This window comes from Celerinatantimonas sediminis (assembly GCF_046054195.1).
Classification (GTDB): Bacteria; Pseudomonadota; Gammaproteobacteria; order Enterobacterales; family Celerinatantimonadaceae; genus Celerinatantimonas.
The window spans coordinates 454,657-478,956 of record NZ_JBEQCS010000001.1; the positions used below are offsets into that span (position 1 = coordinate 454,657).

Genomic DNA, 24,300 nt, shown 5'->3' on the forward strand with positions numbered 1-24,300 from the left:
AATACTGTTTGTGGCTTTTGAGATATACGTTTTATGTCCGCTGTCAGTCTGCTTCTAAAATGATGCGGTGGACTTTAGCTAGAGTTGATAGTTGAACCGTTTATTGTAAGAAGAACTAAATAGAAAAGGCCAAAGCAGTGCTTTGACCTTTTTCTTTTAAGCTGGAGAACAAGATTAGAAGATCTGATCCTGAATATTCTCATGTTCAGCGTTACTTTGCTGAGCGTACTGAGTCGGCTGCGAGCCATCAATGAAATATTCAAAGCGGCTGGTGTAATCTGTTTTGTTACTGAGCAGGCCCGTTTTATCATCGATGCGTACAGTGACAATACCTTCCGGAGTTGGGATCTGACGCTCAGGTACACCATCAAGTGCTTCTCTCATCAGTGAAATCCAAGCCGGTTGCGCTGTTTTGCCGCCAAATTCACCACCGTAGACCTGATTTTTGCCCAGATTGTTGTTGTAACTACTGTGGCCTAGGTCGCGGTTGAAATCATCAAAGCCAACCCAACTGGTTGCGACAATCCCCGGGCCAAAGCCGGAGAACCAAGCATCACGCGAGTCATTAGTGGTACCACTTTTGCCATATAAATCATCGCGATGCAGGCTCAGTGCTCGCCAGCCTGTACCGTTCCAGCCGGTGTGATGAGCCCAGCTGCCGCCACCTGTAATGACACTGTGCATTGCCTGTGCGACTAAGAAAGCATTTTGCGCAGAAATAATTCGCGGAGCGAGTTGGTTTGCCCTGGCATATTGGATTGGACACTGTTTTAGCGGGTCGCCCTGAATACTTAGCAAGTCATTCGGCGATGGGCTAGTCGCTGCTTTATCGCAATTGCGACAGGCAATCTTAGGTTGCGCCTGATAAATAATCTGATCGGTTGAGTCGCTAATATGGTCGATAAAGTAAGGCGAAATTAAAAATCCACCATTGGCAAATGTTGCATAACCTCGCACCAGTTGCAAAGGCGTAAGTGAGGCTGAACCTAACGCAAGTGTTTCATTGTGTGGCAGTTCATCTTTCTCAAAGCCAAATAGCTGCAGGTGCTTAATGACGCTATCGATGCCCATTTTGCGAACCAAACGCACGGAGACCACGTTTTTCGACTCAGCTAGAGCGACTCGAAGACGCAGTGGCCCGGCATATTCAGGTGGCGAGTTTTTCGGCCGCCACGCAACCCCCAAAGACTGATCCCACTGATTCACAGGGGCATCATTGACCAGTGTCGCTAGCGTCATGCCACTGGCAAAGGCGTTGGAATAGATAAATGGTTTGATATTGGAACCAACTTGGCGACGGGCTTGAATGGCTCGGTTAAATTTACTCTTGTTGTAACTAAAGCCGCCTGAGATTGCTTCCATCGCGCCATCTTGCGGATTCAACGCAATAATTGCACCGCTAGCATCGGGCAGCTGTGAAAGTCGGTAATCATCAGAGTCAGACTCTTTGGTGACCCAAATGACATCGCCTGCCGTTAAAATATCACTGGCTTGTTTAGGCTCATCGCCTTGGCGGCTATCGGTAATAAAGCGCCGTGCCCATTTCATGCCATCCCAATTCAGGGTGATATTTTTTCCACCTTTTAACACCGCTTTAGCCTGTTGGCCTGCAACGCTGGTAATGGCCGCTGCAATTAGATGCGCGTAATTGGGTAATGTTTTAAGCTTTTGATTAATTGCATCATGGCTAAGCGCGCTCTGACCTGCCTTCCAAAGGTGCATAATTGGGCCGCGGAACCCATGACGTTGGTCGTAATTAAGCAAATTTTCGCGCAGGGCATGCTCTGCCGCTAACTGACGTCTCGCAGTAACAGTTGTATAGACTTTCAGCCCGCGAGTATAGGCTTTATCGCCGTATTTAGCTTCCATCTGCTGGCGAACCATTTCGGCAAGGTAGGGGGCGTGAACCTCAATTTCAGCGCCATGATAGGTGGCGGTAATCGGTTCAAGACGCGTCTTTTCATAGGTTGCTTTATCGATGTAACCCTGCTCTAACATTCGGCCCAAGACAGTATTGCGTCGATCTTTCGCTCGCACTGGGTCGTGTAACGGGTTTAACGCCGAAGGTGCTTTGGGCAGGCCGGCGATCATGGCCATTTGCGCAAGGGTCAGCTGATCCACCGATTTGCCATAATAAACTTGAGCGGCGGCGCCTACACCAAATGCGCGATAGCCCAGCGCAATTTTATTGAGGTACAAATCGAGAATTTCATTTTTAGTTAAAACGTGTTCAATTTGCAGCGCTAAAAAGATCTCTTTGATTTTACGAATATAGGTTTTCTCACGAGTGAGAAAGAAATTACGGGCAACCTGCTGCGTAATTGTACTGGCACCTTGTGACTTTTTACCGGTAATGACTAGATTCACCGCCGCACGCATGATCCCAATGGGGTCAATGCCTGGGTTTTGATAAAAGCGAGAGTCTTCTGTGGCGATAAACGCTTGCTTCATTTTGGTCGGAATATCGTCAATAGGCAGTGGGATCCGGCGTTTTTCGCCAAATTGTGAAATAAGTTTGCCATCAGCGGTATAAACACGCATTGGTGTTTGTAACTGAACATCTTTCAGGGTGCTTACGTCCGGTAATTCAGGCCGTACATAGATATACATTGCCCCGACTCCCGCCGTGCCAACAATGGCACCGAGAAGCATGATCCCCAAAAGTCGTTTAAGCCACGTCATTAATTATGGTTACCTGTTGGTGTTTTCGTAAACGCTAATTATATAAGTAACTGCGGCTATGATTCGACCCATTTTACTGAAATAACAGATTACTCTTTAAACTCTTTTATTGATTTATTTATCATTAAAAGGATAAACTAGCGCATAACTTAAGCAAACAGGGAGAAAGTTTGTGAGCAGTTATGCCGCTTTAGGAATTGATCTGCAAGAAGATGCCATTCGGGCTGTGTTATATCGTCCGGCTCAGCCGATTAAAGTATTTAAGGCCGATTTTTTAACATCAGGCAATTGGCCACAAAGCTTATGGCAGCACAGTGAATTATTACTCAAGTTGCTTGTGCAAATTAAGTCACAGCTGGGTGTGAAACGTGTTCGAGTGATGTTCAATGTGCCTTATGAATGTGTCCAGATGGCCATTATTTCGCTCGCTGTGAGTGAGCACCAATCTAACCATTATCAAATCATTCAAGCTTGTCAGCGCAATGGCATGGATATTTCTGCTAGCTGGCAAATCCAAACGCGCTGGCTTGCCAATGATTATCGTCATCACAATCATCAACTGTTTCAAGCCGTTGCACTGCCCAAACGATTAATCGGCGTTATCGATGGTGTTTGTCGCACATTGCATTGGCAGTTAATCCGTATTGATCTCGCTTGTTTTGCCCGAGCCTATTGCTGGTGGCAACAGCAAATCCCTTGCGTGGGACGATTCGCTGAGTTACATCTGGTGCAATCTGCCCATGGTTTGGAAATTAGCTTATTTTTAGCCCGGCGCTTATTAGATTGGTGCAAGATTGATTCATTCAATAGCCAGTCATTAGCCACTTACTTAGCGCAGCTTCCTTTATTATGGCGGCGTTTGCCTGGGATTCGCCTAAAACAAGTTCGCTCTTTTGGTGAGAGCTTGCCATCTCTTGGTTGTTCACTGGACGTATTAGAGTTTAAAAGCAGCCAGATTCATGATGCCAGCCAAATGGCAGCGTTTGGGGGCGCATTAAACGTTTATGAGCGGCTATAATTTTTCCCCTGATGCGAATACACCTTCGCAACTTAATCGCCATTATCTGATATTGGCATGGATTTTTGTTGGCCTACTCGGGCTTCATAATTGGCAACTGCATCAGTCAGTGCGCTCGCAAACGCACTATCTTTATCAATTATCGCGAAAAATTGGCAATCAACATCAGCTAAATTATCACCCAACTCACTGGTCGACTAGGCTTAAAGAGGTCGCATTAGCATTACCCAAAGAGGTTTACTTTGAGCAGCTAGCGCTTAAACAGTCGGTATTACGACTGCAGGGAAAGACCCAAAATGCCAACGTATTAAAAAGCTATTTGCGGTCATTGCGCCAATTGAGCTGGGTAAAACAAGCGCATTTAGAGCAGTTAAAAGCGCCCACTGGCGAGCAGTTACAGTCATTTATTTTAACGTTGAGCCTTAACTGATGCGCCTTGATAAAAACAAATGGTCGATGCTGTTGCTCGTTATTACACTCGTGGCGTTGGGTATAGATTGGCTTAACTGCGCTTATCAGGTTCATCAGTTACATCATCAGATCTTTTTAAAACGAAAGTTAGTGAATGCTCACGTTCATCGCAAATCTTCTGCGAATTTACAAATAAATCGTTCTTGGTTAAGCGAGCTGCCTTTTGCATTGCAGTCTTATCAGCGCCATGGACAAGAGCTAATTCTCAATGGGCAAGGCGATTTCGCGTCTTTTATTACGTGGCTTAATAGTCCGATTAATCTTGCTATTAATGAACAAATCCAAGAAATCACGCTCTCTAAAAGTCCTAAAGCTGAGCATTTAACCATTCGCCTGAAGCTGTTAAACCCTAAGGCAACATCGCGATGAAAGTTACTTGGCTCTGGGAAATATTGGCTTTATTGATGCTTTGGCTGCAAGTGCCAGCTAGAGCAGAGCCGCTAACGCGTGACCCCTTTACCCCAGTTATACAAAAGCCTAAGTTCAAATCATCTCACGCACAGCGAAAACAACCAGAACATCCTCATTCAAAGAATGTACTCGCAAATCCAAAATCGGCCTCGTTAGTTAAAAAAGTCGAGCCAATCTCAGGGTGTCCGAAAGGGTGGCGTTATTTGGGAAATATGACGGTTAATCACCAGCTACAAGCACTCTTAGAGCAAAAACAACATGTTTTGCAATTTTTTCAAGGACAGCAAATAGCAGGAACTGCATGGAAAATTCATCTTATTGGCAGCGAGCAAGTCATGCTTGCCAGCGCTCAACAAAAATCTCTGTGTGTCTTAAAGCGCTGGTCATCATCCTCGTAATTGGTAGCTCTTTGGACGCTCATTTGGCATGGGCTGAATCTATTCGTTGCGCCATCAGTCAAAATAATCATGATGACAGCCTTAAGTTAGCATTTACTCCGGCTCTAGCTCATTACCGAGCGAGCGTGACAAATGCTAAAGTACAACTTTGGTTTGACTCATCTGTGCAATTTGACCTTTCACAGTTAAAGAATATTCACCTTCATCATCGGTTCATCCGTCATGTGAGTTGGCAGCCGAAGCTCTCGCTGTTAACGATTAGCTTATTGCCTCACGTTTTGGCAACGATAAAACATTCAGAACAGCAAGCAAGTTTGCAGATTGTCTTTATAACTGAGCAACAACCGAGTTCGCTGCAAATTACGATGGATGTGGCCAATATGCCTCCAGGAGAACTTTTATTATGGCTTGCCCGATTGCGACATCAAAGTTTGTTACTTAAAGCTCAAAATTTACCGCCTATTAGTTTATCGGTGCATCAGCAAAGTTGGCAGCAGGTCTTTGATTGGGTATTGGATTTATGTAACTTGGTCGCGAGCTCTCACCAGCACGGCTTATATGTTGAGTCGGTTGAGACGTTAACTAAGCGACAAAAAAGCCGCCTTGCCCAGCAAAAAATGGCTCAAACATTAGCGCCGCTACAGACTGAGTTTATTAAAATTCGCTATGCCAAAGCGGCGAACCTTGCCAAAGTCATTAATAAAGCGGCAAAGCATATTCTCTCATCGCGCAGTTCTGTTTCGGCTGATGCGCGAACCAATACGCTTATTTTGCGGGCGCTTAGCTCTGAGCTTTCACAATTACATCAACTGGTTCAACACCTCGATTTGCCAGTGCGTGAAGTGGCTATTGCATCTAAAATGGTGACCGTGAGCTCACAGGCTTCTAAAGAGCTGGGGATCCAGTGGCAAGCAGGTTCTGTTAGTTCAATTGAGCAAAGCACGCCTGATCAACTTAACATTAATTTGCCAGTGGCTTCGCCAACCACGAGTGCTACGTTTAAATTGGCAAGGCTCGGTGTTTCCTCACAGCTCAATCTTGAACTTTCGGCTTTGGAAGAAGAGGACAAAGGCGAGATTATAGCCAGCCCTCAGATAACCACGCTAGATCGCCAAACCGCCTATATTGCTCAAGGGCGAGAAATCCCTTATGTTGAATCTGCTGCAAGTGGTGCAACTTCGGTCACTTATAAAAAAGCTGAGCTAAGTTTGAAGGTGACCCCGCAAATTACCCCAGATGATGGTATTATTCTAGATCTGTTGATCACGCAAAATAATGCTGGCGATGAGGTAAACACGTCCACCGGCCTTGCTGTAGCAATCAATACCCAAGAGATTAAAACTCAGGTACTGTTACAAAATGGCGAAACTATCGTGTTAGGCGGTATTTATCAGCAGCAAAAACAAAAATCAGTTGAAAAAGTGCCTTTGTTAGGAGACATCCCCGGTATCGGTGGCTTATTTCGTCATACCAGCGATCAGATACAAAAAAATGAATTATTAATATTTGTAACGCCAACCATTATGGCTTCTCAAATGAAGGTATTGTGAACCAAGTGAACTGATTTTCCGGTTGCCAAGACGGGGCGCAAACTGCGATAATCGCGCACCTGATCTTTGTTAATCAAAAAGGTTGGTTACGATGGTACTCCGCAATTTTATCTACGCGGAGAAAAATTGACGCAATAGATTGTTAATATAGAGACATGGCTGAAAAACGAAACATTTTCTTAATCGGCCCAATGGGTGCCGGAAAAAGCACCATTGGTCGTCATTTAGCTTCACAGCTACATATGCAGTTTTTTGATACTGACAGTGAGATTGAACGCCGCACCGGTGCAGATATTTCATGGGTCTTTGATGTCGAAGGTGAAGACGGCTTTCGAGCCCGCGAAGAGACAGTAATTGATGATATGACCCAAGAACAAGGGATCATTCTGGCAACTGGAGGCGGCTGCATAAAAAGCAAAGAAAGCCGAAATCGATTGTCGGCGCGTGGCATTGTTGTCTATCTGGAAACATCTATTGATAAACAGTTTGCCCGCACGCAACGCGATAAGCGTCGCCCTTTACTGCAAAATTGTGGTGATCCAAGAGAACGGCTTGAAGAGCTGGCCAAAGAACGTGGCCCATTATATGAAGAGATTGCTGATTATCGGGTTGTGACCGATGATCAAAGTGCCAAGGCAGTCGCCAATCAGATTATTGAACTGCTAGGCTTCTAAAAAGGGAGCATATGAAAAGATTAACCGTCGCACTAGGTGATCGCAGCTACCCCATTTCAATCGGGCCAGGCCTGTTAGGTCAGCCCGATTTTTTTCAGCAGGCGATCAAAGGCCATCAGGTCATGGTGGTTACCAATGATACCGTTGGTCCATTGTATCTTGATGCATTAGTTAAAACATTATCAGCTTATCAGGTTGATGTAGTGACCTTGCCTGATGGCGAACAGTACAAAACGAGTGAAGTTTTGGATAATGTTTATAGCGCCTTGCTAGAAAAACGCCACGGCCGAGACACAACGATCGTTGCTTTAGGCGGCGGTGTTATTGGTGATATGGCGGGTTTTGCAGCGGCCTGTTATCAGCGCGGGATCCCGTTTGTGCAAGTGCCAACCACACTGCTGGCGCAGGTGGACTCTTCTGTGGGTGGCAAAACGGCGGTGAATCATCGGCTGGGTAAAAACATGATCGGTGCTTTTTATCAGCCGCAGAGCGTTGTCATTGATATCGATTGCCTGAAAACCCTTCCTGAACGCGAATATCGTGCAGGCATGGCAGAAGTTATCAAATACGGCATTATCTACGATGGTGAATTTTTTACCTGGCTGGAAAATAACTTAGACGCACTGCATGCACTCGATGAACAGACGATTACCCATGCGATTTATCGTTGCTGCGAAATCAAAGCCGAAGTTGTGGGTAAAGATGAAACCGAACATGGCATTCGGGCATTGCTTAATTTAGGGCACACATTCGGTCATGCGATTGAAGCGCACCAAGGTTATGGTAATTGGCTGCATGGTGAAGCGGTCGGCACTGGCATGGTCATGGCAGCGTTATCTGCGCAAAAATTGGGTTATCTCAAAGATGAGCAGGTTGAGCGGATCATTGCGCTCATCGATAAAGTAGGCCTTCCAGTAAAACCACCGCAAGCGATGGGTATCGATGATTTTATGACGCACATGATGCGTGATAAAAAAGTACTCAATCAGCAATTGCGAGTTATCTTACCGACAGCGATTGGTTCAGCTATCATTACTGATGCACTCTCCCAGGCTGATATTGAAAGCGTCATTGGAGCGCTTCGGGCAAGATGATGCAAACTGCGTTGGTCGAGCTATCTTCCCAACACCAGTTGCTTGAGCGGCTGGAAACATTAACTCGTTTCTCCAGCCACATTATTTTTGTCCATGGTGACAGTGGCAGTGCTAAGACAACTCTGGCGCAGAGTCTGCTCGATCGTTGTCAGTTTGCTAATCAAGCTTGGGTATGCGTTGAGTCGGAGCTAACTGACTCGCAGATCCGTGAGCAGTTGCTTAAACAATGGCTCAGAGATCCACTTTTTAATGCTGACGATCCATTATGGGAGAGTTTGTTCCGTAATCAGGAATCCTCCGGTGGTGTTCAGTTATTGGTTATCGATCAGGCTGAATTATTATCGCCACAGATATATAGTGAACTCTTTGAACTCGTTGAAAAATATTCGCAAAACTATAAAGATGCATTAAATGTAGTGTTGTTTTCATCAAGTCGATATCGGCAACTTGCTCGTGAATATAGCTGGCAGGTGAGTGATGTTTTAGAGCTAGATATTGAGCCGCTTGATGAATATGAGTCAAATCTTCTCGCCAAACAGCTGTTTGTTCGAGCGCAATATCAATCAAGTGTTGCCAACAAACAAGCATTGGCCAAGTTAATAGAAGCTGCGCAGGGGAATCCTCGCGCTATTTGTCAGGTCGTTGAGCAAACTATTTCAGGAGCTGGGATCATGTCTCAAGAGCAGAACAAAGCACGCAAGCCCTATTTAATTTGGATGATTATTGCTGTCATTATTGCCGCTGTCGCAGGTTTAGCTGTGCAGCTGCTACATTCAAATGATCAACCTGAAGCCAAGCAGTCAGTACCGCTTAAGCCCAATAGCGAGATCCCAGTCGTTATCCCTGCGAAAAAAACAGCTGACAATAGCGCAGCTGCGGCTCAATCAGACAGTGGCACAACTCCAACAGAGTCTTCACAAAAGGACAATACTGCCGATTTGCCAGCGCCCGTCACGGACAAGACCATTACCAAAAAAGATTCGCCAGAGGTTGGTCAAAAACGTGTTGTGGTTGATGACCAAGTGGTCGATGAGCTGTTAAAAGCTCAGCAATCATCAACAGAGCAGCAAAGTGCTGATAAAGACAGTGCTAAGGCTGAACAATCAGCAACAAGCCCACAAGCGCAGGATGAAAGCGCCAGTGCAGCTAGTTCATCAGCGAGTGACTCTCAGCCATCAGCGCCAAGTGCTCAGAATTCTGCTGATACTACGCCAGCAACACCGGCTACAAGCTCTAACTCAGCAGCCAACGCAAGCAGTACAAATACCACAACAACGGTTGCAACACCTGCGCAGGGGCAAGATACCGAAAGTGTCCTTAATGCCAAAGCGCCAAAACATTATACATTGCAGCTCGGAGCCTTTAGCTCAATGCGTGCGGCGACTGATTTTGTTAAACGTGGTAAATATTCCCCAGCTTGGGTTTATCCATTCCAAGGTAGTTCGCAAATTCTTTATAAAGTGATTACGGGGGATTTTGCCTCTCGTCAGCAAGCTTTGGGAGAACAGCGTAAACTCAAAGCTCAAGGGCAGGTCAGTTTACTTAAATCATTCCGCCAAGTTCAGTTTGAACTCAAGCAATCATAGGTTGTTAAAAGTTGTTGGCAAGGACGATGAAAATTCGGGCTTTTTTGAAATGGGCCGGCGGTAAATATCATTTAATTGAGGATATTCGCCGCCACTTGCCAGATGGTGACCGATTAATTGAGCCATTTACCGGAGCAGGCTCTGTTTTTCTTAATACAGACTATAAAGATTACCTGCTCACCGATATCAATGCTGACCTGATTAATCTGTATAATTTGCTCAAGAATAGTCCGGATCAGTTTATTCGCGATGCTCGCACGTTTTTTAACGAGCAGAATAATCAGTCGGAGCGCTATTATGCGCTGCGCCGAGAGTTTAATGCCAGCGGTGATATTTATCAGCGCTCATTGCTCTTTTTGTATTTAAATCGTCACGGTTACAATGGCCTGTGTCGATATAACAAAAGCGGTGGCTTTAATGTGCCGTTCGGGCGCTATAAAAAACCTTATTTCCCTCAAGCCGAATTAGAAGCCTTTGCCTTAAAAGCGCAGCAAGCGCAGTTTCTCTGCTGTGGCTATGAACAGACTTTTGCTCTGGTCCAGTCTGGAAATGTCGTTTATTGCGATCCGCCATATGCGCCATTGTCTGCAACGGCCAGCTTTACGGGTTACACCAGCGGTGGGTTTACCAAGAGCGATCAGATTCGACTCGCAAAGTTGGCTGAACATGCCAGCACCCACCAAGGGGCCACGGTTTTAATTAGTAACCACGAGTTAGCCTTTACTAAAGAAATCTATCAGCGTGCGCAGTTAAGCTCATTGAAAGTGCGTCGCACCATCAGCCGCAAGGGTAAGCAGCGCATCAAAGTTGATGAATTATTAGCGCTTTATCCAGCTAAACAGGGCGTTGAGCCATTAGCGAGTCTGGCTGGTGATGTTAAAGTGCGTTAATATCGACCATTCTATCTTCTTACCAATGGTGACATCATGAAATTACCTTATCATATTGCACCTTCGATTTTATCGGCTGATTTTGCCCGCTTAGGGGAAGATACCGCGGCAGTGGTGGCCGCTGGAGCTGATCAAATTCATTTCGATGTGATGGACAACCATTATGTCCCTAATTTAAGTTTTGGCCCGATGATCTGTCAGGCGCTGCGTGATTATGGCATCACCGCTGCGATTGATGTTCATCTGATGGTCAAACCAGTCGATCGGATTATTCCTGATTTTGCCAAAGCTGGCGCCAATACGATTACTTTCCATGCCGAAGCCAGCGAACATATTGACCGCTCTTTACAGCTTGTCAAAGATAACGGTTGTCGCTGTGGATTGGTTTTTAATCCAGCCACGCCATTGAGTTATCTCGAATTTGTGATGGATAAAGTCGATCAAATTCTGCTGATGTCGGTGAACCCAGGATTTGGCGGCCAAAAATTTATCCCTGCGACCTTGGATAAAATCCGCAAAGTCCGTGAACTCATTGATGCCAGTGGCAGAGAGATCCGTCTTGAAGTCGATGGTGGTGTGAGCGCAGATAATATTGCCGAGATTGCCAAAGCTGGAGCAGATACGTTTGTTGCGGGCTCTGCAATTTTTAATCAGGCGGATTATGCTCAAGCGATTGCTAAAATGCGTCAACAACTGGAGGCTGTATGAACAGTGCTGCGCTAAAAGCGATAGCTTTTGATTTTGACGGAACGCTGATTGATAGCGGGCCAGATCTGGCTTTAGCAATTAATTTAATGCTTAAAGAGCTCGGTCGAGACACCTTTGTATCAACGGTTGTACAAGGTTGGGTGGGCAATGGCGTTGAAGTGCTTGTGAAACGCGCTTTAAGTGGCCAAGAAAATATCGCCCCAGATCTAGATGATGCGCTCTATCAAGATGCTCGGGCTCGCTTTGATAGGTTGTACGGTGAAAATTTATGCGTCAATACCAAGCCGTATCCTGGGGTTGCACAAACATTAGAGCGCCTGCATGATAAACAGATCCCCATGGCGGTGGTTACTAATAAACCTTACCCATTTACCAAAGCACTATTGGTTGAGCTTGGCTTCGATAGCTATTTTGACATTGTGCTCGGTGGTGAATCATTACCTAAGCGTAAGCCCGATCCTTATCCATTGCAGTATGTCTTGGAAAAACGCGCCCTTGAACCATCACAGATGCTGATGGTTGGTGATTCGCGTAACGATATTTTGGCCGCAAAGGCGGCTGGTTGCCCAAGTTTTGCACTGACTTATGGCTATAACTACGGCGTTCCTATTGCCGAAAGTGATCCCGATTGGGTGAGCGATAGCATTCGCGATATTGAAAAGCTTTTTGACTAAGGGTTATAAAAGTCAGCAGGTTAAAGTCCGATATCAGTTTCTGATGTCGGATTTTTTTATCCAGCGGTTTTCATCTTAGGTACTTGCAAATAGGAATGAGAGTGCGCCAATAAATAGATTTGCGCTGAGCTCATCTATTTATTGGATAACAACGCGGGCATTGAGCGGCTGTGTTGGCCGAGCATTGCTCTGGCCCTTTTGGCTTTTATTTAATTTGTCTATCTGGTCGAGCGATATAGTGTTGGGCGCTTGCATCAACATCCAAGTGACGCCTTCTTGACAAGGAGGCGTAGTCATTGAGCCGTTAAAGCGCAGGTAAGCTTCATTGAGTGGCACCAATAAAATCGGATTAAAAGTGTGTTTGGGGCGAACATGCTCGTCTTCATGCATGGGCAGATCCCGCCATAAGCGAGAGAGTATTCGATTGGCTTTGCCTTGGCGGAACAAAATACTAATCACCGCTATTTGGCCTGTTTTACTGGTATGGATAAACTGCACTTCCATTGGGTAATGCTGGCCATCAATGGTGTTTTCACTGGGGCTATGAAATGATAGTTTATTGAGGTAATAGCGCTGATGGGCCAAGGTTAAATAGCCAGCTTTGGTTAGCTTAACGCTGATGCCATGATTGTTGTTAATAAGTTCGGCGTGGGCATTTTTATAGTGCAGGGCAAGCTCTGGCAATTGTCCTTTAATGGTTTCATTGACATCTATTGGCGACTGATTTTTTCCGGTTTGGCACAAGCTATAGGCGCTTTTTATCTGACCCCAATGCTCCGGTGACGTATCGCCACTATAACTCCAGTCATTGGCGTAACTGGAATAGCTGATACAGCCAAACAAACTTAGTAAGCTTAGTTGGATAAGCTTTTTCATGGCACCTGCTCTTTTAACCGATTAACTTCATTAGTTTAGAGACTTTTCGAAATTTTGGTAGCTTTGACAGACCCTAAATCAGCCACATGACAGTTGCTTTGAAACCGGGTAGAGTGAGCGCTCGGCTATAATGCTTAGAGTAATCATCTCCACACGTTTTTCAGGAATTCCCAAGTGCTGCTTATCATCGATAATTACGATTCCTTTACTTACAACCTTTATCAGTATTTCGCGAAACTTGGCGAGCAAGTCTGTGTGTATCGTCATGATGAGATCACAATTGCTCAAATTGAGCAATTAGCCCCAGATTATTTGGTGATTTCACCTGGGCCTAAAGCGCCCTCACAAGCGGGTATCTCGTTGGCCGCGATTGAGTATTTTGCGGGAAAACTGCCGATTTTAGGAGTCTGCTTGGGGCATCAGTGTATTGCTCAATACTTTGGTGCAGACATTGTGAGAGCACCTAAATTAATGCACGGTAAAACCAGCGTGATACATCACACAGGCCAAGGCGTGTATAAAATGTTGCCTGAGTCTTTTTCTGTCACTCGTTATCATTCGTTGATGGTTGATGCCAAATCGCTGCCAGATTGCCTCGAAGTCACTGCGTGGTCGTATGATGATGAGGACTCAACTGCGATCATTATGGGGCTCCGCCATAAAGCAATGGCGATAGAAGGCGTGCAGTTTCATCCGGAGAGTATTCTGAGTGAATATGGTTTAGCCATGCTAAATAACTTTATTGAGTCGAATAAATCGAACTAAATAGTGTTATCAAAGAAGATAGCGATACTTTTTTAGAATGAATATAAAGTGAATAATTATTCACTATGTGCATTATCAATAACTGGTAGGTGATGCTCTAAGACCAATTATAATGGACATTAAATGCACTTAGCGCGATTATTCATCTCTACATCTGTTGGATAAATTCAGGAACTATCCAGACACTTGGCTTAAATTTTGGAATAATTCGAAGACCCAATAAAAGTAATACGCTAAGTGATTGCATAATAAACAGGTCGGTATAATGAGGAGAGAGTAATGACCAATGCAAACCATCCCACTCGGGCACTTTTTGATGAAGTAATGGTGCCAACCTATAATCCTGCTGCCATTATTCCGGTGCGAGGAGAAGGTTCTCGAGTATGGGATCAGGATGAACGTGAATACGTCGATTTTGCTGGTGGGATCGCGGTAAGTGCATTAGGACATTGTCATCCTGCCTTGGTGGGCGCACTCACCGAACAGGCCAATAAAATTTGGCATCTAAGTAACGTGATGACCAATGAGCCTGCATTGAAATTGGCCAAACAACTTGTTGATAGTACCTTTGCCGATAAAGTGTTCTTTGCCAACTCTGGTGGTGAAGCTAACGAAGCTTGTCTGAAACTGGCCCGGCGTTATGCGTTTGATAAATTTGGTGAAAAGAAAAGTAAAATCATCGCCTTTAAACAGGGTTTCCATGGTCGGACATTCTTTACCGTAACTGTTGGTGGCCAGCCTAAATATTCTGATGGGTTCGGTCCTAAACCTGGTGCAATCACTCACATTCCATACAATGATTTAGAAACATTTAAAGCAACCATCGATGATGATACTTGCGCAGTGATGATTGAGCCATTGCAGGGCGAAGGCGGTATTATTCCACCAGATGCTGAATTTATTTCGCAGGTTCGCGCTTTGTGTACACAACATAATGCATTGCTGATTTTCGATGAAGTTCAAACTGGTATGGGCCGCACTGGCGAGTTGTATGCCTATATGGGCTTGGGTGTCACTCCGGATATTTTAAGCTCTGCTAAATCGCTCGGTGGCGGTATTCCAATTGCTGCTATGCTTACCACTAATGAAGTTGCTGAGCATTTCCAGCCAGGGACTCATGGTAGTACTTACGGTGGTAACCCATTGGTTTGTGCTGTTGCCAATAAAGTAGTCGAGCTGATTAATACACCACAAGTACTTGATGGCGTTAAAGCTCGTGAACAGTGGATGCGTGACGGACTTAATAAAATCAATGAAAAACACCATATTTTCACTGAAGTTCGTGGCAAAGGCTTGCTGTTAGGTGCGGCGTTAAAAGAAGAATATCAGGGCCGTGCTCGCGAGTTCTTAACCGCTGGGATCGACAATGGTGTGATGGTCTTGGTCGCAGGACCTGATGTCATCCGTTTTGCGCCTTCGTTAATCATTCCTCGTGAAGATATCGAAGAAGGCCTGGCTCGTTTTGAACAAGCAGTTGCGCAAGTGATTAGTGCCTGAGGGAGAACGTTATGTTAGTCGTTCGTCCGATTAAACAATCTGATTTTGCCGCGTTGTTTGCGATGGCAGATGAATCTGGCGTGGGGTTCACCTCACTGCCAGTTGATGAGCCATTACTGCACGATAAGATAGCGCATTCGTTGCGCTCTTTTTCTGGTGAATCAGATCCAGAACGATTCTTCTTAATGGTGGCAGAAGACAGTGAGACCGGCGAAGTAGTCGGGACCACTGCAATCGATGCGGCAGTTGGCTTAACCACACCATTTTATACTTACCATTTGGGTAAAGTCGTGCACGCCTCGCGTAGTTTAAACGTGTATAACGTGGTTGAAACGCTCACTCTTGGTAATGATTACACTGGTGTGACGGAGCTTTGCACCTTGTTTTTACGCGAGTCACATCGCGGTGGCAATAATGGCCGGCTGTTATCGAAATGCCGCTTTTTAATGCTAGCTGAGCACCCAGAGGTGTTTAATTCAATGGTGATCGCTGAAATGCGTGGTGTCTCTGATGAGCAGGGCAACTCGCCATTTTGGCAATGGCTTGAGCAACACTTTTTCAGCGTTGATTTTCCAACCGCTGATTACTTAACTGGTGTTGGCCGTAAAGAATTTATCGCCGAGCTGATGCCTAAGCATCCGATCTACGTTAATTTGCTCTCTGAGCAGGCGCAATCGGTAATTGGTAAGGTACATGAAAAAACAGTGCCAGCACTGAAACTGTTACAAGCTGAAGGGTTCCAAAATCGTGGCTATGTCGATATTTTCGATGCCGGCCCAACGGTTGAATGTCAGCTTGATAATATTCACTCAGTGGCGCAGAGCCAGAAGGTCAATGTCGTTATTGGCGATGTGATCGGCGGTGATGCGATGCTGCTGGCCAATACTAATTTAAGCCAGTTTAGAGCGTGCGTTGATAAAGTAAATTTAAATACCAAACGTGCTGAAGTCACGATTACTGCCTCAACCGCTAAAGCGCTGCGAGTCAGTGAAGGCGATCCACTGCGTTTGGTCGCCGTGCGCTAATACCCATTTGTAATAAGGAGACAATATGCAGCTAATTGCAGGTGTTTGGAGTGAAGGTCAAGGTGAAACATTCACCTCAGTTGACCCGGCCAAAAACCAGGTAATTTGGGAAGGTGCCAGTGCCAGTGACGCACAAGTTGATGGTGCCGTTCAGGCCGCTCGTAAAGCACAGCAAAGCTGGTATTTGGCTGGTTTTGATAAACGTTTAGAGGTGGTTAAGCGTTTTGCTCAACTGCTTGATGAAAACCGCGAATCACTGGCGCTGTTAATTGCTCAGGAAACGGGAAAACCGTTATGGGAAACCCGAACTGAAGTTAATTCGATGATTGGCAAAGTCGCCATTTCAGAAAAAGCCTATCACGAACGAACTGGCGAAAAACGCCAAGCGATGCCAACCGGTGGCGAAGCTGTTGTCAGCCATAAACCCCATGGTGTAGTCGCGGTGTTTGGTCCTTATAATTTCCCGGGGCATTTGCCAAACGGCCATATTGTTCCTGCTTTGTTAGCGGGTAATACCGTTGTGTTTAAACCCTCAGAGCTCACTCCCGCTGTGGCGGAGGCAACCGTGCAGTTATGGGTGAAAGCTGGGGTACCAAACGGTGTGATTAACCTAGTTCAAGGCGAAGTTCAAACGGGTAAGGCGTTATCCGCTCATCGTGATATTGACGGCCTGTTTTTTACCGGCAGTTCTCGTACCGGTAAATTATTGCATGAGCAATTTGCCAGCTGTCCGAATAAAATTCTCGCGCTTGAGATGGGCGGTAACAATCCACTGGTTATCGATAAAGTCAGTGATGTTGATGCAGCAGTTTATACCATTATTCAGTCTGCGTTTATTTCTGCCGGTCAGCGTTGTACTTGCGCAAGACGATTAATTTTACCTGCCACTGAGCAAGGTGAAGCGATTCTTGAGCGATTGATTGAAGTGACCGCGCAGCTGCGAGTTGGCGTTTATGATGATCCTGTACAGCCATTTATTGGCGCCATGATTAGTGCAAAAGCTGCCAGCAACATGGTTAAAGCGCAGCAGATGCTACTCTCTCAAGGCGCTCGTTCTCTCGTCGAACTGGTGCAAACAGACGAGCAAAAAGGCTTTGTCACTCCGGGAATTATTGATGTGACTGGCGTTCCTGAAGTGCCTGATGAAGAGTTCTTTGGTCCGTTATTGCAAATTATTCGTTACCAAGTCTGGGACCAAGCTATCGCGATTGCTAACAATACAAGTTATGGCTTATCTGCTGGATTGTTAAGTGACAGCCAAGAGCGCTGGAGCGATTTTTATCAGCGTAGCCGTGCTGGGATTGTTAACTGGAACAAGCCGATTACTGGTGCATCAAGTGGCGCTCCATTTGGCGGCATTGGGGATTCTGGGAACCATCGGGCCAGCGCCTATTATGCGGCTGATTATAGCTCTTATCCTGTATCAACAGTGCAAGACGATCATCTCAGCATGCCAGACTCTTTAGCCCCTGGTGTTACTTTTTAAGCGTCTGTTCTTTTTATAATGATGAACCCCCTGCTTGTCAGGGGTTTTTTATTCCCTATTGTTTTCCCAATTAAGTGGTTTGGATCGCATTTTGGATTATAAATGGATTTAATATGGAAATCGGTTTCCATAAATGTGCGATTAAACACACTCTCATAAAATCTGATCCTCTACTCTCTCGATGAAAATCAAAGTCGTGGCTAGGAAAATCGGCCTTTTGATGATTCACAGTGAAACAGCTTTTAGAACCAAAGTAAGGATTTAATCGGAAATCGTTTTCCGTTTAAATCTGTCACCAGACGATTGGGATAATCGTTGATTCATTGTTTTGATAATCGAGCAGCTTGCATAGACAAGTACAAGCCAATGGATGCTTGAAGGATCTTAATTATGAAAATCAGAGCACTATCTCTGGCAGTCGCCATTGGCTGTAGCAGTTCTTTATTAGGAAGTTTTGCAGCCGCCGCTGCCACAACTTCCAGCGAAGATGCAGCCATATTAAAAGCACAGATTGAAAAAATGAGCCAGATGCAGCAATCGTATGAAGCTGAGCTGGCAAAGATGAAACAGCTAAGGGAGCAATATCAACAAAAACTTGATGAACTTGATAAATCTCAGGAACAGGTGGTGGTGGATCAGTCTTCTCGTCAGGCGAACAATCGCTCTTATGACAAATTAAAAGAAGAGCTCGATCGCATCGACATCTTTGGTTTTTTCAGAGCTAAATATGATGACGATGACCGCTCAGGAATTGGTTCGGGTAGTAACAACAAACATTTTTACTTAGATTTAGAAGCGAAGATGCGCGTCAACAAAGATTGGGATGCTCATTTTCAAAGTGAAACTCGCAAAGGTTATACCGTCAATCAATCATGGCGGGATGGTGATGACGGTAGTGATGATCAAGATGGGACTGTTCAGCGTATTTGGGTTGAAGGCAGACCATATAATGTCAATATAGCGCTGGGGACAAAATGGTGGGGCTTGGGCTTTCAGAATGTGCCATTTGGTCATGCGGCCGATGGGATTTCGGTTGATTACGATGTGGTTGAAAATTGGAATGTAAAAGGCTTTTGGTTGCGTCCTCGTCAAGGGGATTTGATCAGCATGCCAAATGGTTCTGAAACAAATATTCGCGGGATTAGTATAACTACCGATCTTAGCGACACGCTCAAATCTAGTTTGACGTATGCCAATAACGAGAACCACGATGGCGACCAGATGATGAACAACATGGCCGCGGTAGAGCTGCAGTTCCAGGCAACCAAGGATATTTTACTAAGAGGCGCTCTGGTTCGCACCAATGCCGACGATGATAATGTGAGCCAAGAGTATCGAATTGATTATAAAGGTTATGATTTACAAGATGTCGGCTCGTGGGGGCTGTATACCCGATATATTGATTTTGAACGCTATGGGGATTACTCCCATGATGATGAATGGGGATCATTGCCTGGTGATGCGAAAGGCTGGATCTGGGGCGCGACATTCGTGCCATTTAAAAACATCGTCTGGGAAACTTTCTTTTCTGTTCAGCGGCGTAATCGCTCTGCCGATGCAACCAGCGATCGCAATGCGATGCGGCATCTGTTCAGAACCCAGCTTGATTACCACTTTTAGCGGTTAATTCAATATGCTTTAGGGGCTTCTTTTGTTGGATTCAATGATCAAATTGATGAAATAAAAGAAGCTTTTTCGTATCTCTACATACAGATCCGTGAGGGGGCTCACAAAGCTAAGAGTGGGGAAATGCTCTGTATCAGTTAAGATAAAAGTACCAACATGCTCAATTGTGAGTTTCGTGGCTGGAGGTGGTGATGAAAATCGATGCCTTGTTTGCCAAATTATGGCTGCAATATCTTGAAGTAACCCCCTGTGCAAAACCTATTCAGCAATTGCTTTGTGATGAGGATGAGATCATTAATGATCATGTTGCCTTTCGCACCTACGCATTGCCGGATATCCGTTTAGAAGACTTAGCGCGTCATTTCATTGCGCTAGGATATCGCTACAAAGACGAGTATCAGTTCAAACTTAAAAAATTACGTGCCCGTTATTTGTTGCATCCCGATCCACATGTTCCCAAAGTGTTTATCAGTGAACTGAAAGTTGATGAGCTTTCAAGCGGTGCGCAGCGCATTATTGGCCAGCTCTATCAACAGATTCCTGCCGGTTTTATGAAAGATAGCAGCGCTTTATATAGTGGCAGGCCTTGGCGCATCAGTTATCAGGACTACCAAATGCTCTTAAGCGAGAGTGAATATGCCGCGTGGGTGGCAGCATTTGGCTATCGAGCGAATCATTTTACGGTGAGCGTTAACGCGCTGAAACGTTTTAATACGCTTGAAGATGTCAATGAAGTGTTGATTGAGCATGGCTATCAGCTCAATCGCAGTGGTGGGCCAATTAAAGGAAGTCGCTCTGAGATGTTAGAACAATCGGCAACTCTTGCCGAGCATGTCTGTGTAGATTTTGTTGAGCAAAAAGAGCTGATCCCCTCATGCTTTTATGAATTTGCTCTGCGCTATCCAGATGCGAGTGGCCAGTTATATCAAGGCTTTGTGGAGGCTTCGGCCGATAAAATTTTTGATAGCACGAATATGCGAGCGGCTGGCTAATTAAATCAATAAACACAAATAGGGCTTGATAAAGCCCTATTTTTTATGTGGCAATTAATAGTGAAAACTTATCAATAGTTAAGGTATTAACAATTTCTATCAATTAAATAACTAGACTATATTTAATCTCGTTAAACAAACAGTGTGTTCATTTAAGGAGATTACCCATGCTTAACACTGCGATTAAACCTTTTAAAGCAAATGCGTTCAAACAAGGCGAATTCATTGAAGTATCAAACGAAGATCTTAAAGGCAAATGGTCTGTTATTTTCTTCTATCCAGCTGACTTCACCTTTGTTTGTCCAACCGAATTAGGTGATTTGGCCGATCACTATGAAGAATTCCAAAAACGTGGTGTAGAAATTTACTCGGTTTCTTGCGATACCCACTTTACCCATAAAGCATGGCACGACTCATCTGACACGATTTCTAAAATTCAGTACACCATGGTTGGCGACCCAACTCATCTGTTAGCCAATAACTTCGGTGTGCTGCGTGAAAATGAAGGCGTTGCAGACCGTGCAACTTTCTTAATCGACCCAGAAGGCATCATCCAAGCGATGGAAATCACCGCTGAAGGCATTGGCCGTGATGCAACTGATTTGCTGCGTAAACTCAAAGCTGCACAATATGTTGCCGCTCACCCTGGTGAAGTTTGCCCAGCTAAATGGGAAGAAGGCGAAAAAACTTTAGCTCCTTCACTGGATTTGGTTGGCAAAATCTAAGTGAGATTTAAGAGCAGGGGCCACCTGCTCTTAGCTTGGTTCTTTGTTTTATACACAGTTACGGGTTAAACACGATGTTAGATGCAAATGTAAAACAACAACTAGACACATATTTTCAAAATATCACTAATCCGATAGAAATAACTGTGTCTGTCAATGATTCAGCAAAAGCTCAGGAATTAGCAGAACTTGCCAAAGAAGTAAGCGCAATATCCGCTAAAATTAGTTGCCAAATTAATCAGGTCAGCGACTCGCGAGCACCTTTAATGCAGATTGCTCCCAAAGGAGAAACTCCACGGGTTGGCTTTGCGGGCATTCCAATGGGCCACGAATTTACCTCATTTATCTTAGCGTTATTGCAAGCAGGTGGTCACCCGATTAAAGAGGATGGGGCGCTGATTGAAGAAGCAAAAATGCTCTCTCAACCGCTTCATTTTGAAGTTTATGCATCGTTATCTTGCCAAAACTGTCCAACCGTTGTTCAAGCGCTGAATGCTTTTGCGCGGGTCAATCCGAACGTCACCACCACAATGATTGACGGGGCGCTGTTTAAAGATGAAGTGGAACGGCGCAACATTATGGCGGTCCCAACTATCTATCTTAATGGTGAAGAGTTTGGCCAAGGGCGAATGACGTTGGCGGAAATTATCAACAAACTTGATAGTGGGGCTAGTGCCAAACAAGCAGAGCAACTTTCACAAAAAGCACCCTTTGATGTGTTAATTGTTGGTGGTGGCCCAGCAGGTGCAGCCGCTGCCATCTATAGCGCTCGTAAAGGTATTCGAACTGGCGTTGTTGCCGAACGTTTCGGTGGCCAGGTTTTAGATACCAATGCAATTGAAAATTTTATCTCAGTCCCTACAACTGATGGCCCAAAATTGGCGGCAAGCTTAGAAGAACATGTTCTGGATTATGATGTTGATATTATCAAACCGCAGCGTGTTGCCAAATTAGCCAAAAAAGATCTCTTTGAGTTAGAGCTGGAAAATGGTGCACAGCTTAAAAGTAAGGCCGTTATTATTGCAACCGGTGCCCGGTGGCGCGAGATGAATGTCCCCGGTGAGCGCGAGTATCGCGGTAAAGGTGTGGCTTATTGCCCACATTGCGATGGCCCACTGTTTAAAGGTAAGAAAGTTGCTGTCATTGGCGGGGGCAACTCTGGAATTGAAGCTGCGATTGATTTAGCTGGAATTGTTGAGCATGTCACAGTGCTTGAGTTTTCCGATACTCTAAGAGCCGATGAAGTGCTGCTTAAAAAAGTGCGCTCTATGAGCAATATCGACGTTATTACCCAAGCTGCGACAACCGAGGTCCTCGGTGATGGTCAACGCGTAATAGGTTTAACTTATACCAATCGAGCCAATGGTGAATCAGCGCAGTTAAATGTTGCGGGAATTTTCGTCCAGATTGGCCTAGTGCCAAATAGTGAATGGTTAGAAGGTACGCTGGAGCGCACTTCTCGTGGCGAAGTGATTGTGGATGCCAAAGGACAAACGTCACTGCCAGGTGTATTTGCCGCAGGGGATGTGACTAACAGCCCATACAAACAGATTATTATCTCAATGGGCTCGGGGGCAACCGCATCACTTGGCGCATTTGATTATCTTATTCGCAGCTCAGTGAATTAAGCTAACGTAAATTACTTCCTGTGCTTTACGCCCAATATTAATGCAATATTGGGCGTTTTTTTATAAGTGCTGTTCGGGATTACTGATTGCGTTTGAGCAGTTGTCCGGCGCGCCCAATCACTTGGCCTTCTTTATAAGTGATTTGACCATTGACGACGACTAACTCAATGCCGCTAGTTGGTTCAGTCGGATTGGTGTACGTTGCCTTACTTTGCAGGTTTTCAAAGTCAAACAAAGTTAAATCAGCCCAAGCGCCCACTCGCAGATGACCACGGTCTTTTAAGCCAAATTGCTTTGATGGCATGTATGTCATTTTACGAACCGCTTCATCAAGGCTCATTAATCCTCGATCGCGGCAGTAATGAGCCAATACTCGAGAAAATGTGCCCCACAGCCGTGGATGTGGATTCGGATCGCTTGGTAAGCCATCAGAGCCAATCATCGACATCGGATGGGCAACAATTCGACTCACATCATCATCTGACATATTGTGATAAATTGCGCCCGCAGGCATCAGCTTTTTAGCAGCATCTTCCATGCTTAAACCCCAATCATCAGCAATTTCATTGAGCAGTCGATTGGCTTGTTCCGGATGAGGCTTGGACCAGGTGATACGAATTTCAAACTCGTGGCGAACCCGCCATAAATCAAGCGTTGTCGAGCATGCATCGTAAGGATAACAGTCGCAGCAACACGTTTGATGCTGTGATGCTTGGGTAATCTTGGATAATGCTTTAATACTCTTGCCCCAGTTTTCTGGGTCGGCACATTTAAGATGGGAAATAGTCAGCGGCACATCATGCAGCTTCGCGCCAGAAAGTGACTCATCGATTGAATCGAATAGATTTTCTCGCTCGTTACGCATATGCGTGCTGTAGCACGCATCGTGCTGGCCGACGACTTCTAAGAGTGCTTCAACCTCAGAACTCGGTGTCGCTTGGGCATTGCGATAAGCTAAACCGGTACTAAAACCAATCGCGCCTTGTTCAAGCGCGTCGCCCAAAAGCTGTTTCATTTTCTCTATTTCGTCATCGCTTGCTGCTCGGTCATATCTATCCATGACTTGCGAGCGTAGCGTGGTATGGCCAATCAGAGCTGCGACATTAACCGCGGGGATGCTTTGATCAACGGCTTTGGCATAATCACGAAATTGCGGATAGACAAACACCTCCTGATCACCGAGCAAATCCATTGGATCAGGTGGTGCGTCATTTAATACCGCAGGGGATGCACTGATCCCACAGTTTCCTACAATCACCGTTGTAACGCCTTGAGAAAGTTTGGTTAACATCTCAGGGTGTTTAATTGCTGCGATATCGTCATGGGTGTGAACATCAATAAACCCTGGCGATAAATAGTGCCCTTGTCCGTCAATGATAACATCCGCTTGTGCGTCATTATCAATCTCTCCAATGGCTGCAATTCGCCCATCTTTTACCGCAAGAGATCCCAATTGAATTGGATCGTTAAGCCCAGTAACCAGATGAACGTTGGTGATGAGTAAGTCCCAGTGCATCAAAACTC

Annotated in this window: 22 protein-coding genes; 19 read left to right on the forward strand and 3 right to left on the reverse strand. The window is 45.2% G+C overall.

The window, feature by feature from the left end; translation table 11 throughout:
• Positions 1-174: 174 nt before the first annotated feature.
• Positions 175-2,682, reverse strand: coding sequence for a penicillin-binding protein 1A (locus tag ABTQ23_RS02150; protein ID WP_408613975.1), 2,508 nt, complete (start codon positions 2,680-2,682; stop codon positions 175-177).
• Between the two features lie 172 nt (positions 2,683-2,854).
• Here ABTQ23_RS02150 and ABTQ23_RS02155 point away from each other — a divergent pair, with 172 nt between their 5' ends.
• The 11 genes from ABTQ23_RS02155 to ABTQ23_RS02205 all read left to right on the forward strand — a co-directional run bounded on the left by ABTQ23_RS02155 (position 2,855) and on the right by ABTQ23_RS02205 (position 12,156).
• A complete protein-coding gene (locus ABTQ23_RS02155; protein ID WP_408613976.1) occupies positions 2,855-3,700 on the forward strand; it encodes a hypothetical protein in 846 nt (281 codons plus the stop codon).
• Positions 3,687-4,130, forward strand: a complete 444-nt coding sequence (locus tag ABTQ23_RS02160; protein ID WP_408613977.1) for a PilN domain-containing protein — start codon at positions 3,687-3,689, stop codon at positions 4,128-4,130. Before ABTQ23_RS02155 ends, ABTQ23_RS02160 begins: the two co-directional genes overlap by 14 nt.
• Complete coding sequence (locus tag ABTQ23_RS02165; RefSeq protein ID WP_408613978.1) at positions 4,130-4,540, forward strand: hypothetical protein; 411 nt, start codon at positions 4,130-4,132, stop codon at positions 4,538-4,540. The genes ABTQ23_RS02160 and ABTQ23_RS02165 overlap by 1 nt, the downstream gene beginning before the upstream one ends.
• A complete protein-coding gene (locus tag ABTQ23_RS02170) occupies positions 4,537-4,980 on the forward strand; it encodes a hypothetical protein (protein WP_408613979.1) in 444 nt (147 codons plus the stop codon). The genes ABTQ23_RS02165 and ABTQ23_RS02170 overlap by 4 nt, the downstream gene beginning before the upstream one ends.
• On the forward strand, positions 4,884-6,530 hold the full coding sequence (locus tag ABTQ23_RS02175; protein ID WP_408613980.1) for a type IV pilus secretin PilQ: 1,647 nt from the start codon (positions 4,884-4,886) through the stop codon (positions 6,528-6,530). The genes ABTQ23_RS02170 and ABTQ23_RS02175 overlap by 97 nt, the downstream gene beginning before the upstream one ends.
• 155 nt (positions 6,531-6,685) lie before the next feature.
• On the forward strand, positions 6,686-7,204 hold the full coding sequence (gene aroK, locus ABTQ23_RS02180; protein WP_408613981.1) for a shikimate kinase AroK: 519 nt from the start codon (positions 6,686-6,688) through the stop codon (positions 7,202-7,204).
• 11 nt (positions 7,205-7,215) lie between these two features.
• Positions 7,216-8,298 (forward strand): 3-dehydroquinate synthase, encoded by a 1,083-nt coding sequence (aroB, locus tag ABTQ23_RS02185; protein WP_408613982.1) that lies wholly within the window; start codon positions 7,216-7,218, stop codon positions 8,296-8,298.
• On the forward strand, positions 8,295-9,884 hold the full coding sequence (locus ABTQ23_RS02190; RefSeq protein ID WP_408613983.1) for an SPOR domain-containing protein: 1,590 nt from the start codon (positions 8,295-8,297) through the stop codon (positions 9,882-9,884). The genes aroB and ABTQ23_RS02190 overlap by 4 nt, the downstream gene beginning before the upstream one ends.
• Positions 9,885-9,910: 26 nt before the next feature.
• Positions 9,911-10,774 (forward strand): Dam family site-specific DNA-(adenine-N6)-methyltransferase, encoded by an 864-nt coding sequence (locus ABTQ23_RS02195; RefSeq protein WP_408613984.1) that lies wholly within the window; start codon positions 9,911-9,913, stop codon positions 10,772-10,774.
• A 36-nt stretch (positions 10,775-10,810) separates the two neighbouring features.
• Positions 10,811-11,482, forward strand: a complete 672-nt coding sequence (gene rpe / locus ABTQ23_RS02200; RefSeq protein ID WP_408613985.1) for a ribulose-phosphate 3-epimerase — start codon at positions 10,811-10,813, stop codon at positions 11,480-11,482.
• Complete coding sequence (locus ABTQ23_RS02205) at positions 11,479-12,156, forward strand: phosphoglycolate phosphatase (protein ID WP_408613986.1); 678 nt, start codon at positions 11,479-11,481, stop codon at positions 12,154-12,156. Before rpe ends, ABTQ23_RS02205 begins: the two co-directional genes overlap by 4 nt.
• A 138-nt stretch (positions 12,157-12,294) precedes the next feature.
• Here ABTQ23_RS02205 and ABTQ23_RS02210 read toward each other — a convergent pair whose 3' ends face one another.
• Positions 12,295-13,032 carry a carbonic anhydrase gene (locus ABTQ23_RS02210; RefSeq protein ID WP_408613987.1) on the reverse strand — a complete coding sequence of 246 codons (738 nt, stop codon included), beginning with the start codon at positions 13,030-13,032 and terminating at the stop codon, positions 12,295-12,297.
• Positions 13,033-13,206: 174 nt separating this feature from the next.
• Between ABTQ23_RS02210 and ABTQ23_RS02215 the strand changes: the two genes are divergently transcribed.
• The 8 genes from ABTQ23_RS02215 to ahpF all read left to right on the forward strand — a co-directional run bounded on the left by ABTQ23_RS02215 (position 13,207) and on the right by ahpF (position 22,776).
• Positions 13,207-13,797, forward strand: a complete 591-nt coding sequence (locus ABTQ23_RS02215; protein ID WP_408613988.1) for an anthranilate synthase component II — start codon at positions 13,207-13,209, stop codon at positions 13,795-13,797.
• Positions 13,798-14,076: 279 nt separating this feature from the next.
• Complete coding sequence (locus ABTQ23_RS02220; RefSeq protein ID WP_408613989.1) at positions 14,077-15,294, forward strand: aspartate aminotransferase family protein; 1,218 nt, start codon at positions 14,077-14,079, stop codon at positions 15,292-15,294.
• Positions 15,295-15,305: 11 nt separating this feature from the next.
• Positions 15,306-16,319, forward strand: coding sequence for an arginine N-succinyltransferase (gene astA / locus ABTQ23_RS02225; protein ID WP_408613990.1), 1,014 nt, complete (start codon positions 15,306-15,308; stop codon positions 16,317-16,319).
• A 25-nt stretch (positions 16,320-16,344) separates the two neighbouring features.
• Positions 16,345-17,805, forward strand: coding sequence for a succinylglutamate-semialdehyde dehydrogenase (gene astD, locus ABTQ23_RS02230; protein ID WP_408613991.1), 1,461 nt, complete (start codon positions 16,345-16,347; stop codon positions 17,803-17,805).
• A gap of 390 nt (positions 17,806-18,195) precedes the next feature.
• Positions 18,196-19,425 carry a coiled-coil domain-containing protein gene (locus ABTQ23_RS02235; RefSeq protein WP_408613992.1) on the forward strand — a complete coding sequence of 410 codons (1,230 nt, stop codon included), beginning with the start codon at positions 18,196-18,198 and terminating at the stop codon, positions 19,423-19,425.
• A 197-nt stretch (positions 19,426-19,622) separates the two neighbouring features.
• Positions 19,623-20,423, forward strand: a complete 801-nt coding sequence (locus ABTQ23_RS02240) for a DUF1338 domain-containing protein (RefSeq protein WP_408613993.1) — start codon at positions 19,623-19,625, stop codon at positions 20,421-20,423.
• 167 nt (positions 20,424-20,590) lie between these two features.
• Positions 20,591-21,148: an alkyl hydroperoxide reductase subunit C gene (gene ahpC / locus ABTQ23_RS02245; protein WP_408613994.1), complete on the forward strand. Its 558-nt coding sequence runs from the start codon at positions 20,591-20,593 to the stop codon at positions 21,146-21,148.
• A gap of 74 nt (positions 21,149-21,222) precedes the next feature.
• Entirely contained in the window at positions 21,223-22,776 is a 1,554-nt protein-coding gene (ahpF, locus tag ABTQ23_RS02250; RefSeq protein ID WP_408613995.1) for an alkyl hydroperoxide reductase subunit F, read from the forward strand.
• Positions 22,777-22,855: 79 nt separating this feature from the next.
• Here ahpF and ABTQ23_RS02255 read toward each other — a convergent pair whose 3' ends face one another.
• Complete coding sequence (locus ABTQ23_RS02255; protein ID WP_408613996.1) at positions 22,856-24,292, reverse strand: N-acyl-D-amino-acid deacylase family protein; 1,437 nt, start codon at positions 24,290-24,292, stop codon at positions 22,856-22,858.
• Positions 24,293-24,300 lie beyond the last annotated feature (8 nt).